The sequence below is a fragment of the Variovorax sp. YR750 genome, from assembly GCF_900109805.1.
GTDB lineage: Bacteria > Pseudomonadota > Gammaproteobacteria > Burkholderiales > Burkholderiaceae_C > Variovorax > Variovorax gossypii.
In genome coordinates, this window is record NZ_FOBJ01000035.1 from 1 (window position 1) to 16,005 (window position 16,005).

The 16,005-nt window shown below is 67.9% G+C and carries 15 protein-coding genes and 1 pseudogene; 11 read left to right on the forward strand and 5 right to left on the reverse strand.

Annotation, left to right across the window (positions count from 1 at the left end; translation table 11 throughout):
- Positions 1-267: pseudogene (locus BMY35_RS37150) on the forward strand (ester cyclase); the annotation flags it as partial.
- Positions 268-291: 24 nt separating this feature from the next.
- On the opposite strand, the gene BMY35_RS37155 reads toward BMY35_RS37150, so the two are convergent.
- A complete protein-coding gene (locus BMY35_RS37155) occupies positions 292-1,209 on the reverse strand; it encodes a LysR family transcriptional regulator (RefSeq protein WP_093210060.1) in 918 nt (305 codons plus the stop codon).
- A gap of 158 nt (positions 1,210-1,367) precedes the next feature.
- Between BMY35_RS37155 and BMY35_RS37160 the strand changes: the two genes are divergently transcribed.
- Both BMY35_RS37160 and BMY35_RS37165 read left to right on the forward strand, forming a co-directional pair.
- Positions 1,368-2,360 (forward strand): Bug family tripartite tricarboxylate transporter substrate binding protein, encoded by a 993-nt coding sequence (locus tag BMY35_RS37160; protein ID WP_093210062.1) that lies wholly within the window; start codon positions 1,368-1,370, stop codon positions 2,358-2,360.
- Entirely contained in the window at positions 2,360-3,910 is a 1,551-nt protein-coding gene (locus BMY35_RS37165) for an amidase (protein ID WP_093210063.1), read from the forward strand. The genes BMY35_RS37160 and BMY35_RS37165 overlap by 1 nt, the downstream gene beginning before the upstream one ends.
- Before the next feature lie 9 nt (positions 3,911-3,919).
- Here BMY35_RS37165 and BMY35_RS37170 read toward each other — a convergent pair whose 3' ends face one another.
- On the reverse strand, positions 3,920-5,341 hold the full coding sequence (locus BMY35_RS37170; RefSeq protein ID WP_093210065.1) for a short-chain fatty acyl-CoA regulator family protein: 1,422 nt from the start codon (positions 5,339-5,341) through the stop codon (positions 3,920-3,922).
- 112 nt (positions 5,342-5,453) lie between these two features.
- Here BMY35_RS37170 and BMY35_RS37175 point away from each other — a divergent pair, with 112 nt between their 5' ends.
- From BMY35_RS37175 to BMY35_RS37195, 5 genes are read left to right on the forward strand one after another with little or no spacing between them, the layout of a single operon-like run.
- Entirely contained in the window at positions 5,454-5,855 is a 402-nt protein-coding gene (locus BMY35_RS37175; protein WP_093210066.1) for an acyl-CoA thioesterase, read from the forward strand.
- Positions 5,852-7,015 carry a bifunctional 2-methylcitrate synthase/citrate synthase gene (gene prpC / locus BMY35_RS37180; protein WP_093210068.1) on the forward strand — a complete coding sequence of 388 codons (1,164 nt, stop codon included), beginning with the start codon at positions 5,852-5,854 and terminating at the stop codon, positions 7,013-7,015. Before BMY35_RS37175 ends, prpC begins: the two co-directional genes overlap by 4 nt.
- A gap of 56 nt (positions 7,016-7,071) precedes the next feature.
- On the forward strand, positions 7,072-9,678 hold the full coding sequence (gene acnD / locus BMY35_RS37185) for a Fe/S-dependent 2-methylisocitrate dehydratase AcnD (protein WP_093210069.1): 2,607 nt from the start codon (positions 7,072-7,074) through the stop codon (positions 9,676-9,678).
- An 18-nt stretch (positions 9,679-9,696) separates the two neighbouring features.
- Positions 9,697-10,887 (forward strand): 2-methylaconitate cis-trans isomerase PrpF, encoded by a 1,191-nt coding sequence (gene prpF / locus BMY35_RS37190; protein ID WP_093210071.1) that lies wholly within the window; start codon positions 9,697-9,699, stop codon positions 10,885-10,887.
- Positions 10,888-10,906: 19 nt separating this feature from the next.
- Positions 10,907-11,767, forward strand: a complete 861-nt coding sequence (locus BMY35_RS37195; protein ID WP_093210072.1) for an isocitrate lyase/PEP mutase family protein — start codon at positions 10,907-10,909, stop codon at positions 11,765-11,767.
- 51 nt (positions 11,768-11,818) lie between these two features.
- Here the strand turns inward: BMY35_RS37195 and BMY35_RS37200 are convergent, their stop codons facing one another.
- Positions 11,819-12,214, reverse strand: coding sequence for a hypothetical protein (locus tag BMY35_RS37200; RefSeq protein WP_093210074.1), 396 nt, complete (start codon positions 12,212-12,214; stop codon positions 11,819-11,821).
- Positions 12,215-12,840: 626 nt separating this feature from the next.
- On the opposite strand from BMY35_RS37200, the gene BMY35_RS38510 reads away from it, so the two are divergent.
- The 3 genes from BMY35_RS38510 to BMY35_RS37215 all read left to right on the forward strand — a co-directional run bounded on the left by BMY35_RS38510 (position 12,841) and on the right by BMY35_RS37215 (position 14,474).
- The gene (locus BMY35_RS38510) at positions 12,841-13,329 is read left to right on the forward strand and encodes a GNAT family N-acetyltransferase (RefSeq protein ID WP_177213805.1); all 489 of its coding nucleotides are present in this window, start codon (positions 12,841-12,843) and stop codon (positions 13,327-13,329) included.
- A gap of 94 nt (positions 13,330-13,423) precedes the next feature.
- A complete protein-coding gene (arr, locus tag BMY35_RS37210) occupies positions 13,424-13,819 on the forward strand; it encodes an NAD(+)--rifampin ADP-ribosyltransferase (RefSeq protein ID WP_093210077.1) in 396 nt (131 codons plus the stop codon).
- Positions 13,820-13,913: 94 nt separating this feature from the next.
- Positions 13,914-14,474: a dihydrofolate reductase family protein gene (locus tag BMY35_RS37215; protein ID WP_093210078.1), complete on the forward strand. Its 561-nt coding sequence runs from the start codon at positions 13,914-13,916 to the stop codon at positions 14,472-14,474.
- A gap of 67 nt (positions 14,475-14,541) precedes the next feature.
- Here the strand turns inward: BMY35_RS37215 and hpaI are convergent, their stop codons facing one another.
- Both hpaI and BMY35_RS37225 read right to left on the reverse strand, forming a co-directional pair.
- Positions 14,542-15,351 carry a 4-hydroxy-2-oxoheptanedioate aldolase gene (gene hpaI / locus BMY35_RS37220; protein ID WP_093210080.1) on the reverse strand — a complete coding sequence of 270 codons (810 nt, stop codon included), beginning with the start codon at positions 15,349-15,351 and terminating at the stop codon, positions 14,542-14,544.
- 36 nt (positions 15,352-15,387) lie between these two features.
- Positions 15,388-16,005, reverse strand: a 618-nt coding sequence (locus BMY35_RS37225; RefSeq protein ID WP_143080841.1) for an aldehyde dehydrogenase family protein, incomplete at its 5' end; no start/stop codon positions are given.

Below are 16,005 nucleotides of genomic sequence, written 5' to 3' on the forward strand. Positions count from 1 at the left end.
ATGCTGTTCTGCTTCACCCACACCACCGAGATCCCGTGGATGCTGCCGGGCGTGGCACCGACCGGAAAGCGCGTGGAGATCCCGCTGCTGGCGGTCATCAAGTTCCGCGGCGACAAGCTCTATCACGAGCACATCTACTGGGACCAGGCCAGCGTGCTGGTGCAGGTGGGGCTGCTCGACGCGAAGCTGCTGCCGGTGGCGGGCATCGAGACGGCGCGCAAGCTGCTGGACGAGACGCTGCCTTCGAATACGCTGATGAAGCAGTAGGGTAGAGGCTGAAGCCCTGAGGGCTCAGCCCGAAGCCTTCACCGCGTCGACCAGGAAGCGCACGAAGGCCCTTGCCGCATCGGGCAGCGACCGGCCCGCCATGGTTTCGATGGCGAGGTGCCGCTCGTGCATCTCGCGGTCCTTCAGGGGAATGGCGACCAGCGCCTTGCTCTGCAGCAGCGTGCGGATCGACAGCGGGCCGTAGAAGGCGATGCTGCCGCCTCCCGCCGCCGCGAAGCTCAGCAGCGAATTCGCGTGGTTGCTGGACATGGCCAGCTCGTAGCGCAGTTCCTGCCGCGAGCAGCTGGCGTCGAGCAGCCGGCGGATGGAGCTGTCTTCCTGCGGCAGCCCCAGCGGATACGCCACCACCTGTCGAAGCGACAGCTGCCGCTGCTGCGCGAGCGGATGGTCCATGGCCATCACGGCGAGGATGGGGCTCGGGTGCCGCAGCTCGACCTCGACGCCCGGTTCGGGCAAGGCGGCCAGGGTGATGCCGACGTCGGCTTCGCCATCGCGCACCAGCCGAGAGATGTCGGCGGGCGCGCAGACCTCCAGGTGAAAGCGGATGCCCGCGTGCTTCAGGCGGAACTGCGCGATCAGCCTGGGAATGAAGTCGAAGGCGAAGCCCTCGGTGCTCGCCACGCGCACGTGCCCGGTGCGCAGTCCGCGCAGGCCGGCGATGTCGTTGGCGACGCGCTCGATGTCCTGCTGCGCGCGCTTGGCGTGGGCGGCCAGCAGCTCGCCGGCGGCGTTGGGCACCATGCCGCGCGCATGGCGCTCGAAGAGCAGCGTGTCGAGTTCGCGTTCCAGCCGCGCCACCTGCCGGCTCACGGCCGATGGCGCCACGTTGAGCTTGAGCGCGGCTTCCTTCACCGAACCGGTCTTCACGACCTCGAGGAAGTAGCGGACCGCGGGTTCCTGCAAGGCACGAGGCGACGGCATGAATGGCTCCTGCGCGTGATTGAGATGGATGCTGTCGATTGCCGATTCGGCAACGCAGAATTCTAAACATTGCGCTTGTGACACCGGCATGACGATCCTAGGATGAACTCGTTCGCACCTCGAACCCCCGTCATCCAGTCGAAATTCCAGGAGTTCCGATGAACCGTCTCCCGCTCGTGGCGCGCATGGCATTGCTTTGCTGCAGCCTTGGATTTGGCGCCGTGCCGCTGACTTCTCTTGCCGCCGAGACGGGCTTTCCCGCCCGGCCGGTCACGCTGGTGATTCCCTTCCCGCCCGGCGGCGCCACCGACGTCAACGGCCGCGTGATCGCGCAGCGGCTGGGCAAGGAGCTCGGGCAGCCGGTGGTGATCGAGAACCGCGGCGGCGCCGGCACGGTGGTCGGCGCGAGCTACGTGGCGAAGTCCGCGCCCGACGGCTACACGCTGCTGCTGAGCTCGGGCTCCACCTTCACCGTCAATCCGGCGATCCGCAGCAACCTGCCCTACGACCCGGTGAAGAGCTTCGAGCCGATCGGCATCGCCGGACGCGTCGCGCTGATCCTGCTGGCGAACAGCGAAGTGCCGGTGCAGACGGTCAAGCAGTTCGTCGAGTACGTGAAGGCCTCGCCCGGCAAATATTCGTACGGCTCCTTCGGCACCGGCACCACCGCGCAGTTCGCGGGCGAAACCATGCTGCATGCCACCGGCCTGAAGATGACGCACGTGCCCTACAAGGGCAGCGCACCGGCCATGACCGACCTGATGGGCGGCCAGATCCCGTTCAGCATCGACACGGTGAGCGCGGCCGTCCCGCAGCTCAAGAGCGGCAAGATCAAGGCCATCGCGCTGACCACCGCGCGGCGCTCGGCGCTGCTGCCCGACGTGCCCACCTTCGCCGAGAGCGGCTATGCCGAGGTCGACATGGATTCGTGGCTCATGCTCGCGGCACCGAAGGGTGTGCCCGCCGACGTGAAGGCCAGGCTGGAGAAGGCGCTGGCCGCGACGATCGCCGATCCGGAGACCAAGACCAAGCTGCTGGCCGCTGGCCTGGAGCCGAGCTACAGCAACGCCGCCGCGAGCGTCGAGCTGATCAACCGCGAACTGCCGATCATGCGTGCCGTCGCTGCGCGCGCCAACATCACCGCCGACTGATGAGCTTCACCAAAACCACGCACGACACCACCACGGAGCTCGTCGAGAAATCCGCCGTCGAGCTGCGCCGCCTCATCGGCAGCAAGGAAGTCTCGCCCGTCGAACTGCTGGAGGCATGCATCGCGCGCATCGAGCGCGTGAACCCCTTCGTCAATGCGGTGACCGCCACCTGCTTCGAGCGCGCGCGTGCCGAGGCTCGCGAGGCGGAGAACGCCGTGATGCGCGGCGACACGCTCGGCCTGCTGCACGGCCTGCCGATGGGCGTGAAGGACCTGGAGCCCACAGAGGGCCTGCTCACGACCTGGGGCTCGCCGATCTATCGCGACCATGTGCCGACGGAAGACATCGAACTCGTGGCCCGCCTGCGCCGCGCGGGCGCCATCGTCGCCGGCAAGACCAACGTGCCCGAGATGGGGGCGGGCGCCAATTCGCGCAACGACGTGTGGGGCGCCACCGGCAACCCCTTCAATCCGAACCTGAACGCAGGTGGCTCTTCCGGCGGCTCCGCGGCCGCGCTGGCCTGCGACATGCTGCCGGTGTGCACCGGCTCCGACACCGGCGGCTCGCTGCGCATTCCCGCGGCCAAGTGCGGCGTGGTGGGCTTCAGGCCTTCGCCCGGCGTGGTGCCGAGCGTGCGCAAGCCTCTGGGCTGGACGCCCATCTCGGTCGTCGGCCCCATGGGCCGCACCGTGGAGGAAGCCTGCCTGCAACTGGCGGCATCCGCGGGCATGACTGCGGGCGATCCGCTGAGCTATCCGCTCGATCCGCTGTCCTTCCTCGTGCCGCAGCGCGTCGACCTCGGCAGGCTGCGCGTGGCGTGGACCGAAGACTTCGGCACCTGCGCAGTGGACAACGACATCCGCGCCACCTTCCGCCGGAAGATCGAAGCCATGCGGCACCTGTTCGCCCGCTGCGACGAGGTCGGCTTCGACATGGGCGAGGCGCACCGCTGCTTCGACGTGCTGCGCGCCGAGGCCTTCGTGGCAGGCATGCAGGCGGCCTACGAACGCGACCCCGAAAGCCTGGGGCCCAACCCGCGCGCCAACTACGAGATGGGCGCGAAGATGAGCCTGCTCGACAGCGCCTGGGCGCAGGCCGAGCAGACGCGGCTTCTCAAGCGCTTCCAGGCGACCTTCGCCGACTACGACCTGGTGCTGTCGCCGACCACGCCGGTCTCGCCGTTCCCTTGGACGCAGCTGTACGCGGCGACCATCAACGGCGAGCCGCAGGCCAACTACTACCGCTGGCTCGCGCTGACCTACGTGGTCACGCTGACCACGCACCCGGCCATCTCGCTGCCCTGCGGCGTCGACCACGCGGGCATGCCCTTCGGGCTGCAGATCGTCGGCGGCTTCAGGGCTGACCACCAGCTGCTGGGCGCGGCGCATGCGATGGAGGCGGCGTTCGCACCCGACCCGCGCCTGTGCCGGCCGATTCCCGACCTGAGCGCGTTGCGCGCGGCCGAGCCGGCGCTGAAGTCGATCGTGAAGACGCCGCCCGTCTTCGGCGACAGTCGCCTCGCCGCGTCCGAAGCCGTGTCGGCCGTTTGAGGCGGCGCCCTACGCGTCCGCCACCGCGTAGGGCGTGAATCTGCTTTCGTTCTCGTTCACGTCCAGCGCCCGCCCGATGAACGGAAACGCCCGCTGGGGGCAGGCCGTGCGCTCGCACACCTTGCAGCCCATGCCGATGGGCGTGGGCACCTCCTGGTCGGCCAGGTCGAGGCCCTTGGAATAGATCAGGCGCGGCGCGTGGCGGATGTCGCAGCCCAGGCCGATCGCGAAGGTCTTGCTGGGCGAGTCGAAGCCGCGCTGCCCGTGCGACACCGTGCGCGCCACCCACAGGTAGGTGCGCCCGTCGGGCATGCGCGCGAGCTGCCTCAGCACGCGACCGGGCTGCGCGAAGGCCTCGTACACGTTCCACAGCGGGCAGGTGCCGCCGGTCTTCGAGAAGTGGAAGTGCGTGGCCGACTGCCGCTTCGAGATGTTGCCCGCGCGGTCCACCCGGATGAAGAAGAAGGGCACGCCGGGCGCGCCGGGCCGCTGCATGGAGCTCAGGCGATGGCACACAGTCTCGAAGCCCACGCCGAAGCGGCGCCCCAGCAGGTCGATGTCGTAGCGCAGGCTTTCCGCGGCTTTCAGGAAGAGTTCGTACGGCAGCAACACCGCGCTGGCGAAATAGTTCGCCAGCCCTATGCGGGCCAGCGCATGCGTCGGGGCGTCGTCGAAGCCGGCGCCTTCCAGCAATGACTCGATCAGCCGCGTCTGCTCCAGCAGCGCCAGCTGGGTCGCGAGCTGGAACGACTGCTGGCCCGGCTCCAGGCCGCCCGACAGGCGCAGCACGCGGCTGGCGGGGTCGTAGCGGCGCTGGCTGTCGATGGCGTCGTCTTCGGTGGGCACCACGCGCACGCCGTGCTGCTCCAGCAGCCGCTGCTGCAGCCATTCGGACAGCGGCCCGCCGTGGCCGCGCGCTTCTTCCGCGAGCCTTTCCGCCCGCAGGTCCAGCTCTTCGAAGTGGTTCTGGTGGGCGAAGAAGAAGTCGCGCACGGCCTCGAAGGGCATGGGGCGCGCGCTCGTGAGCTCGCCGCGTCCGTCGCCCAGCCCGGCGGCCATGATCTCGAGCCGCTCCATGGCTTCCTGGTGGCGGTGGTGCAGCGCGAGCAATGCGCGCGCCACCGCCGGCATCTGCGAGGCGACTTCGCGCAGCTCGGGCAGCGCGACGGCTTCTCCGCCGGGGTTGTCGGCCAGCGCGTCGCGCATGCTCGAGACGAGGCGGGCTTCCTCGTCCTCGGAGAACTGCTGCACGTCGACGCCCAGCGTGCGGCTGATCTTGAGCAGCACGGCCACGGTCAGCGGCCGCTGGTTCTGTTCGATCTGGTTGAGGTAGCTGGGCGAGAGCCCGAGCGCCTGGGCCAGCGCCACCTGCGTCATGCCGCGCTCCGCGCGCAGCTTGCGCAGGCGCACGCCCATGAATGTCTTGCTCATCGTGCGGCTCCTGGCGTATTTGCAATATTCGCAAATATCGCGTTTTCCATTCGCAATGATTGGCTGTTTCAGTCCTTCATTATGGCCACGCATTTGCGTAAATTGCGAATCCATGACAAACCAGATCGAGGCGGTCGAGCTCACGGAAATCGTGTTTCCCGAGCACGCCAACCACTACGGCACGCTCTTCGGCGGCAATGCGCTGATGCTGATGTCCAAGGCGGCCTTCCTGTGCGCGCGGGCGTTCGCGAAGTCCGACGTGGTGATGGCCCGTTGCGGCGACGCGCAGTTCCTCGCGCCCGTGCCGGTGGGCAACGTGCTGCACCTGCGCGGCTGGATCAGCCGCGTCGGCCGCAGTTCGTTGACGGTCTGCGTGAGCGGCACCGCGCAGCAGCTCGGGCGCGAGCCGCGGGCGGTGCTGCGGTCCTGGTTCGAGATGGTCGCCGTCGACGGCAACGGCCGGCCCGCGCGCATTCCCGGCGCCTACCTGCATCGAGAGAAGGAAGAAGCATGAACGACATCGCAACCCCCACGGCTCCCGGCTTCAAGCCCAAGAAATCCGTGGCCCTGTCCGGCGTGACGGCCGGCAACACCGCGCTGTGCACCGTCGGCCGTACCGGCAACGACCTGCACTACCGTGGCTACGACATCCTCGACATCGCCGAGGTCTGCGAGTTCGAGGAAATCGCGCACCTGCTGGTGCACGGCAAGCTGCCCACCGCAGCGGAGCTGCGCGCCTACAAGGCCAAGCTGAAGTCGATGCGCGGCCTGCCCGCGAGCCTGAAGGAGGCGCTCGAGCAACTGCCCGCCGGCGCGCATCCGATGGACGTGATGCGCACGGGCGTCTCGTCGCTGGGCTGCATGCTTCCCGAGAAGGAAGACCACAACCTGCCGGGCGCACGCGACATCGCCGACCGGCTGATGGCTTCGCTCGGCTCGATGCTGCTGTACTGGTACCACTGGTCGACGCAGGGCAGGCGCATAGATGTCGAGACCGACGACGACTCCATCGGCGCGCACTTCCTGCACCTGCTGCACGGGCGCAAGCCTCCAGCGAGCTGGGAGCGCGCGATGCACACCTCGCTCAACCTCTACGCCGAGCACGAGTTCAATGCCTCGACCTTCACCGCGCGCGTGGTGGCGGGCACCGGCTCCGACATGTACTCGGCCGTCACCGGCGCCATCGGCGCGCTGCGCGGGCCCAAGCACGGCGGCGCCAACGAGGTGGCCTTCGAGGTCCAGAAGCGCTACGACTCGCCCGACGAGGCCGAAGCCGACATCCGCCGCCGGGTCGAGGCGAAGGAAGTCGTGATCGGCTTCGGCCACCCGGTCTACACCGTGAGCGACCCGCGCAACGTGGTCATCAAGGGCGTGGCGAAGTCGCTGTCGCAGGAGGCCGGCTCGACCAAGATGTTCGACATCGCCGAGCGGCTGGAGGGCGTGATGTGGGAGGCCAAGAAGATGTTTCCCAACCTCGACTGGTTCAGCGCCGTGAGCTATCACATGATGGGCGTGCCCACGGCGATGTTCACGCCGCTCTTCGTCATCGCGCGCACCTCGGGCTGGGCGGCGCACATCATCGAGCAGCGCGTCGACAACAAGATCATCCGGCCGAGCGCCAACTACACGGGCCCGGAAGACCTGAAGTTCGCGCCGATCCAGGATCGGAAGTAAAAAGCGAAGAAGAGACGAGACAAGCCAAGACGAAGAAGAAGCCCGAGCGCCGCCCCATGAACACCCAATACCGCAAGAAGCTCCCCGGCACCTCCCTGGACTATTTCGACGCACGCGAGGCCGTCGAGGCCATCCGCCCGGGCGCCTGGGCCACGCTGCCCTACACCTCGCGCGTGCACGCCGAGAACCTCGTGCGCCGCTGCGAGCCGGCCATCCTTCGGCAGAGCCTGGCGCAGATCGTCGAGGGAAAGAGGGAGCACGACTTTCCGTGGTTTCCGGCGCGCGTGGTGTGCCACGACATCCTTGGCCAGACCGCGCTGGTCGACCTGGCGGGCCTGCGCGACGCCATCGCGGAGCAGGGCGGCGACCCGGCGCAGGTGAACCCGGTGGTGCCGGTGCAGTTGATCGTCGACCATTCGCTGGCTGTGGAGTGCGGCGGCTTCGACCCCGATGCCTTCGAGAAGAACCGCGCCATAGAAGACCGGCGCAACGAAGACCGCTTCCACTTCATCGACTGGACGAAGCGGGCCTTCAGGAACGTGGAGGTGATCCCGCCGGGCAACGGGATCATGCATCAGATCAACCTGGAGCGGATGTCGCCCGTGGTGCACGCGCAGGACGGCGTGGCCTACCCCGACACGCTGGTGGGCACCGACAGCCACACGCCGCATGTCGATGCGCTGGGCGTGGTCGCCATCGGCGTGGGAGGACTGGAAGCCGAGAACGTGATGCTGGGCCGGGCCTCGTGGATGCGCCTGCCCGTCATCGTCGGCGTGAAGCTCTCGGGCCGGCCGCAGCCGGGCATCACCGCCACCGACGTGGTGCTGGCGCTGACCGAATTCCTGCGCAAGTCGAAGGTGGTGGGCGCGTACCTCGAGTTCCACGGCGAGGGCGCGGCCAGTCTCACGTTGGGCGACCGCGCGACCGTCTCGAACATGGCACCCGAGTACGGTGCCACGGCCGCGATGTTCGCGATCGACCGGCAGACCATCGACTACCTGCGCCTCACCGGCCGCAGCGACGAGCAGGTGCGGCTGGTCGAAACCTATGCGAGGCACGCCGGCCTGTGGGCCGATGCGCTGAAGGACGCGGTGTACGAGCGCGTGCTGCACTTCGACCTGTCGACCGTCGTGCGCAACATGGCGGGCCCGTCGAATCCGCATGCGCGCGTGGCCACCACCGAGCTCGCGGCGCGCGGCATCGCGGCGCCATGGCGCGACGAGCCGGGCCGCATGCCCGATGGCGCCGTGATCATCGCGGCCATCACCAGCTGCACCAACACCAGCAATCCGCGCAACGTGATCGCCGCCGGCCTGCTGGCGCGCAATGCCAACCGGCTGGGCCTCGCGCGAAAGCCGTGGGTCAAGTCGTCGCTGGCACCGGGCTCGAAGGCGGTGACGCTGTACCTGCAGGAGGCCGGCCTGATGGGCGAGCTCGAGAAGCTCGGCTTCGGCGTGGTGGCCTACGCCTGCACCTCGTGCAACGGCATGTCGGGCGCGCTGGACCCCGCGATCCAGCAGGAGATCGTCGATCGCGACCTGTACGCGACGGCGGTGCTCTCGGGCAACCGCAATTTCGACGGCCGCATCCACCCGTACGCGAAGCAGGCCTTTCTTGCCTCGCCTCCACTGGTGGTGGCCTATGCCATTGCCGGCACCGTGCGCTTCGACATCGAGCGCGACGTGCTGGCAGTGGTCGACGGTAGGGAGGTGCGCCTGAAGGACATCTGGCCCGCCGACGAGGAGATCGACGCCATCGTGAAGTCGAGCGTGAAGCCCGAACACTTCCGGCGGGTGTACGAGCCGATGTTCGCCATCCAGCCGGACTCCGGCGAGAAGGTGGCGCCGCTGTACGAGTGGCGCCCCGCATCCACCTACATCCGCCGCCCGCCGTACTGGGAAGGCGCCCTGGCCGGCGAACGCACGCTCAGGGGCATGCGGCCGCTGGCGATCCTGCCCGACAACATCACCACCGACCACCTCTCGCCCTCCAACGCGATCCTGATGGACAGCGCGGCCGGCGAGTACCTCCACAAGATGGGCCTGCCCGAGGAGGACTTCAATTCCTACGCCACCCATCGCGGCGACCACCTCACTGCGCAGCGCGCCACCTTCGCCAATCCCACGCTCAAGAACGAGATGGTGCGCAAGGAAGACGGCAGCGTGCGAGCCGGCTCGCTGGCGCGCGTGGAGCCCGAAGGGCAGGTCATGCGCATGTGGGAGGCCATCGAGACCTACATGCTGCGCAGGCAGCCGCTGATCATCGTGGCGGGCGCCGACTACGGCCAGGGTTCCTCGCGCGACTGGGCCGCCAAGGGCGTGCGGCTGGCCGGCGTGGAGGCCATCGCGGCCGAGGGCTTCGAGCGCATCCACCGCACCAACCTGATCGGCATGGGCGTGCTGCCTTTGGAGTTCAAGCCCGGTACCAGCCGCCTGACGCTGGGCCTGGACGGCACCGAGACCTACGACGTGAGCGGCGCGCGAGAGCCGCGTGCCGACCTGACGCTGGTTGTTCACCGCCGCAACGGCGAGCGGCTCGAAGTGCCCATGACCTGCCGGCTCGACACCGCCGAGGAAGTCTCCATCTACGAGGCCGGCGGCGTGCTGCAGCGCTTCGCACAGGACTTCCTCGCCTCGAACGCGGCGGCGCCCGCCATCGCCTGAACCGACAATCGCACGACCATGGCCTTCGCACCACAGATCAGGATCCCCGCCACCTACATGCGCGGCGGCACCAGCAAGGGCGTGTTCTTCCGCCTGCAGGACCTGCCCGAAGCCGCCCGCATGCCCGGCAGGGCGCGCGACGCGCTGCTGCTGCGCGTCATCGGCAGCCCCGACCCCTACGGCAAGCAGATCGACGGCATGGGCGCCGCCACCTCGAGCACCAGCAAGACCGTCATTCTTTCGAAGAGCGACCGGCCCGGCCACGACGTGGACTACCTCTTCGGCCAGGTGTCGATCGACCAGCCCTTCGTCGACTGGAGCGGCAACTGCGGCAACCTCTCGGCGGCAGTCGGCCCCTTCGCCATAACCAACGGTCTCGTCGAAGCGAGCCGCGTGCCGCGCGACGGCATGGCGGTGGTGCGCATCTGGCAGGCCAACATCGGCAAGACCATCGTCGCGCACGTGCCCATGGCCGGCGGCGCGGTGCAGGAGACCGGCGGCTTCGAGCTCGACGGCGTGACCTTCCCGGCCGCCGAGGTGCAGCTCGAATTCATGGACCCGGCGGCGGAAGAAGAAGGCGCGGGCGGGGCGATGTTCCCGACGGGCCGGCTGGTCGACGAGCTCGATGTGCCCGGCGTCGGCACGCTGCGCGCGACGATGATCAACGCGGGCATCCCGACCGTCTTCGTGGAGGCGCAGGCAGTCGGCTACACCGGCACCGAGCTGCAGGACGCGATCAACGGCGACGCCAGGGCGCTCGCGGTGTTCGAGGCGATCCGCGCGCACGGCGCGCTGAAGATGGGCCTCATCGGGGACATCGCCGAGGCGGCCACGCGCCAGCACACGCCCAAGGTCGCTTTCGTCGCGCCGCCGAAGGACTACACGGCCTCCAGCGGCAAGGCCGTGCACGGGGCGGACATCGACCTGCTCGTGCGCGCGCTGTCGATGGGCAAGCTGCACCACGCCATGATGGGCACGGCCGCCGTGGCCATCGGGACGGCGGCGGCCATTCCGGGCACGCTGGTCAATCTCGCGGCCGGCGGCGGCGAACGCGCGGCGGTGCGCTTCGGCCATCCCTCGGGCACGCTGCGCGTCGGCGCCGAGGCCCGCAAGACAGATGGCGAATGGGTGGTGACCAAGGCCCTGATGAGCCGCAGCGCCCGTGTGCTGATGGAAGGCTGGGTGCGTGTGCCCGGCGACAGTTTCTGATCGATTGGAAGTTCTTCGAATGTCTACCCGCAAGCAACTCAAGTCCCTCGCGCAGGCCCGCCGCGGCCTGATCGTGCCAGGCGCCTTCAACGCGCTGTCCGCCAGGGTCATCGAAGACCTGGGCTTCAAGGCGATCTACATCACCGGCGCGGGCGTCACCAACATGTGGTTCGGCATGCCCGACCAGGGCTTCATGGGGCTCGCCGAAATCGCAGACCACACCGCGCGCATCCGCGACGCGGTCTCGGTGCCGCTGCTCGTCGATGCCGACACCGGCTTCGGCAATGCCCTGAACGTGCGCCACACGGTCCGCACGCTGGAGCGCGCCGGCGCCGACTGCATCCAGTTCGAGGACCAGGTGGCGCCCAAGCGCTGCGGCCATTTCTCGGGCAAGGAAGTCATCTCCACCGAAGAGGCCGTGAGCAAGATCAAGGCCGCCGTCGACGCCCGCCAGGACCAGGACCTGCTGATCATGGCCCGCACCGACGCGGCCGCCGTCCACGGCTTCGAGGCCGCGGTCGAGCGGGCGCAGAAGTTCGCCGAGGCCGGCGCCGACATCCTTTTCGTCGAGGCCGTGACGAAAGAGGAGGAGGTCCGGGCGCTGCCGAAGCGCCTGGACAGGCCGCAGCTCATGAACATGGTGATCGGCGGCAAGACGCCGATCTTCAACGCGACCGAACTCGGCGAGCTGGGCTACGGCATCGTCCTGTATGCCAACGCGGCCCTGCAGGGGGCGGTGGCGGGCATGCAGAAGGCGCTGACGGTGCTGCGCGACGAGAAGGAGGTGCAGGAGTCCAGCGGGCTGGTCACGCCTTTTGCGGAGCGGCAGAGGCTGGTGGGGAAGCCGGAGTGGGATGCGCTGGAGAAGCGGTATACCTGATGGGCTGTGCGAGGCCTTGCATACGAGGCCGAACCACCCAATCTCGCACCATCACTCAAATCGGATCTCAGCCACGGTAGGCGCATTCGGCTCCCTGGTTTGGGCATTCGCAATGCCACCGTCCTTTTCGTTCCTGAACCAGTAGCGGCAGCCGGTTCGAGAGATCATCGTCACGCACATCGAGCCGTCGGAGTTGAGAACCCACTTGCCCGACGCCTTGCCGGGCCCGCTTTGATTGACAAAGTCGACGCGGCCATCCGAATAGAACTGCCAGCGCGACACCATGCCGGTCGAAAGATTGCTTGAAATGATGGGCTTGCCGATCAAGGTGGTCTCTACCTCGGCTTTGCTCAGAAACACGCGGCTCTGGACGGGGGCGGACTCCTCGGAGACGGCGGGCACGGCGGCAATGCAAAGCAGGGCGCGGATGGCATAGCGTGTGAACATGACATGCCTCTCTGACGTCGCGTAGTCGGCGTGCGTTCAGCCATGCGCGTGCGTCCAAGCGTCTGGTTGGCCTGTCGGTAGTGCCCGATGGTGTTACATGGAGTTAACTAAAAAGCGCTACTTCTTGCGCGCTGGATCCGGCCGGTGCACGCGAACGAGGCCTGCTTCTTCCTGCGCTCCACAGCCATGCCGGGAGGTGGTGGCCCGAGATCGAGACGAGGAAGGCGGCGTTCTTTTTCGGCGACGACACGACTTGTGCTCCGATGGCCCTCCGGCAAGGTGGCCGAAGGGCGTTGTGGGGTGGCTTGGGCAAACTCCGTGGCAACGCGCCGGTGACGGCGGAAGAGCACTATGAAGGCAACGGTGCAGTGGTTTGTGTTGTGCTGTGTCGTGCGTACGGCGGTTGTAAATGGTCTGTTGATTCCCGCGCAGACGTGACCCACGTTTCAGCTGAAGCTCGGCCCTTCTCATACCTCGGAGCGCAGGCCTTCGCTCCAGTGCATCGGCACGCGAATGGTCGAGGCCCCGGCTTCAGGGGCGAGCCACGCGTGCGGCTCGAGTCGGCCAGAGCCAACTGGTCAGGCTCACCGGCACAATTCGGCCAAGAGCCGACACCCTGGAAGCGAATGAAAATCCAAGTCCGACCAGCGACGGCAGACGATGCGATCGACGCCTGCGGTGTCATTCGAAGTTCAATCCTCGAGTGCTGTCACGACGACCACCGCGGCGACGCGAAAGTGCTTCAGGGGTGGCTGCGCAACAAGACGCCTGATTTCGTGCGCATGGTCATCTCTTCGCCAAGCGCGTTCTCGGTTGTTGCCAGTGTCGACGGGGTGACGGTCGGATTCGGGTCGGCCTCGAGATCCGGTGAGGTGACGCTCTGCTACGTCGTGCCCTCCGTGCCCTCCGTGCGCTTCGCAGGAGTGGGCAAGGCGCTGCTCATGGCAATCGAAGACGAGGCCAATCGATCGGGGGTCGAGGCTTTGCGCCTGGAGAGTACGCGTACAGCCCGGGAGTTCTATCTCCGCAACGGATTCGTTGCCGAAGGGCCTGCGGTCGTGGCCTTCGATATGGAGGCGCAACCGATGCGAAAGCAGCTCAGGCCCGAGGTCTAGTCCAGGACCGGACCTCACGCGAGGCGGCTTCCGTGAAGAAGAACGACACGAGTAGACTCCGCGGCTTTTCCTTTCCGCAGAGGAGCGACCCGCGATGGCTATCCTGGATGCCGGCCCCTATTTCCACGGCACGCGCGCGGACCTTCAGGTAGGCGATCTGCTCACGGCCGGCTTTCGGTCGAACTACGACGACAGCGTCGTCATGAACCACATCTACTTCACCGCCTGGCCCAAGGGCGCCGGGCTGGCTGCCGAGATGGCGAAGGGCGACGGTCGTGGCCGCGTCTATATCGTCGAACCCACGGGGGCCTGCGAGGACGACCCCAACGTCACCGACAAGAAGTTCCCGGGCAATCCCACGCGCTCGTACCGAAGCAGGGAGCCGCTGCGAATCGTCGGCGAACTGGAGACCTGGGAGCCCTTCGATCCGGAGTACATCCGGCAGCTCAGGGAGCGCGTACGCGTTGGCATGGGCGAGATCATCAACTGAGCCCCGCCTGCCGTACCCGCGCCACCTCGGCCGCTGCGAGGTATTCGTCGACAAGCAACGCTCCAGCGGAGCACCCCACTCGAAGGAGACTCTCATGGGACTTCTGACCTTCAGCCTCAACCTCACCCTGGACGGCTGCGTCGACCACCAGGAGGGAATCGCCGACGACGAGACGCACGCCTTCTTCACCAACCTCATGGACGAGGGTGGTGCGATGCTGTGGGGCCGCACCACCTACGAGATGATGGAGAGCTACTGGCCGGCGGTCGCCCGCGGCGATGTGGACGCGCCGCCGGCGGTGCGCGAATGGGCGGTCAAGCTGGAGATCAAGCCGAAGTACGTCGTGTCGTCGACGCGATCGGATTTCCCGTGGACCAACAGCCACCACGTCGCCGGCGACTTGCGCTCGGAGGTGCAGAAGCTCAAGGACGCGACCCCGGCAGGCGTGCTGCTCGGCAGCGGCAAGCTCGCGACCGAGCTGGACCGGCTGGATCTGATCGACGAGTACAGGTTCCTCGTCCACCCCAGGATCGCCGGCCATGGACCGACCCTGTACCAGGGCGGACTGCCCGGTGCGCGACGGCTCGAGCTGGTCGCTGCGAATCCGCTCGGCAACGGCGTGGTCGCCATGCATTACCTGCGCGCGCGCGTCTAGCAAGCGGTTGCGGCGGACAGTCCGTTGTGCGACGCCCGCCACCGAACGGGGGCGTTGAACGCCTTGCTCAGTACGCTCCCTGCGACCCGGCGGGCGCAGGTGCTGCGGCAGGCGCACCGAGGAAGTCCGCCGCCAGCCTGCGCGCCGCGCCCGCGTACAGCAGCACATCCACCCCCACGGCCACGAAGGTGCAGCCGAGTTCGAGATAGCGCCGCGCCAGCTTCGGGTCTGAAGTCAGCGTGCCTGCCGCCTTGCCCGAGGCCACGATGGTCCGCATCGCGTTCTCGATGGCGGCCTGCACTTCGGGATGGCCGGGGCGTCCGCGATGGCCCATCGAGGCGGCGAGGTCGGCCGGTCCGATGAAGACGCCGTTCACGCCGTCGACCGCGCAGATCTGCTCGAGGTTGGAAAGCGCTGTCACTGTCTCCGCCTGCACCAGCAGGCAGACTTCGCCGTCGGCGATGTCGAGGTAGTCGGAGCGCGCGCTCCACTGCGATGCGCGTCCGACCGCGCTGCCCACGCCGCGGATGCCGAGCGGCGGGTAGCGCGTGGCCGACACCAGCGCGCGTGCCTGCGCGGCGGTGTCGACCATCGGCACCAGCAGGTTCTTCGCGCCGATGTCGAGCAATTGCTTGATGAGTGCGGTGTCGCCCTGAACGGCACGCACCACCGGCTGCGCGCGGTGCGGCGCCACCGCCTGCAACGCGGCCAGCGTGGAGCGCAGGTCGTTGGGAGCGTGTTCGCCGTCGATCAGCAGCCAGTCGAAGCCGGCGGTCGCGCTGACCTCGGCCATGTACGGATCGGCCATGGAGAGCCAGAGGCCGACCTGCGGCTGGCGCGCGGCCAGGGCCGCCTTGAAGGAGTTGCTTGCGGGCATGCTTTCGAATCCGGGAAATGAGTGAGATGAATGAAGTCAGTCGAGCTGGCCCTGGCACACGTACTTGATGTGCATGTAGTCCTCCAGCCCATGCACCGAGCCCTCGCGGCCGTAGCCCGACTCCTTCACGCCGCCGAAGGGCGCCGCCTCGGCCGCCAGGGCGCCTTCGTTGATGCCCACGATGCCCGACTCCAGCGCATCGGCCACGCGCCAGATGCGCTTCACGTCCGTCGAATAGAAGTACGCCGCCAATCCGAAGGGCGTCTCGTTGGCCGCGGCGATCACCTCCGCCTCGCTCTCGAAGCGCGTGACCGGCACCACCGGCCCGAAGGTCTCCTCGCAGCTGCACTCCATCGTCGAGTCGGCATTCACCAGCACCGTGGGCGCGTAATAGTTGGGCCCGTCGCAGCGCGCATCGCGCAGCCGCTTGCCGCCGACCACCACGCGCGCGCCGCGGGAGACGGCGTCGCGCACGTGGCGCTCGATCTTGTCGACCGCGCGCGCGTTGATCATCGGCCCGATCTGCGAGCCCTCGTCGCTGGCCGGCCCGACCCGCAGTGCACCGACCCGCGCCGCCAGCTTGTCGACGAAGGCATCGTGCACCTTGGCCTGCACGAACACGCGGTTCGGGCACACGCAGGTCTGGCCGCCGTT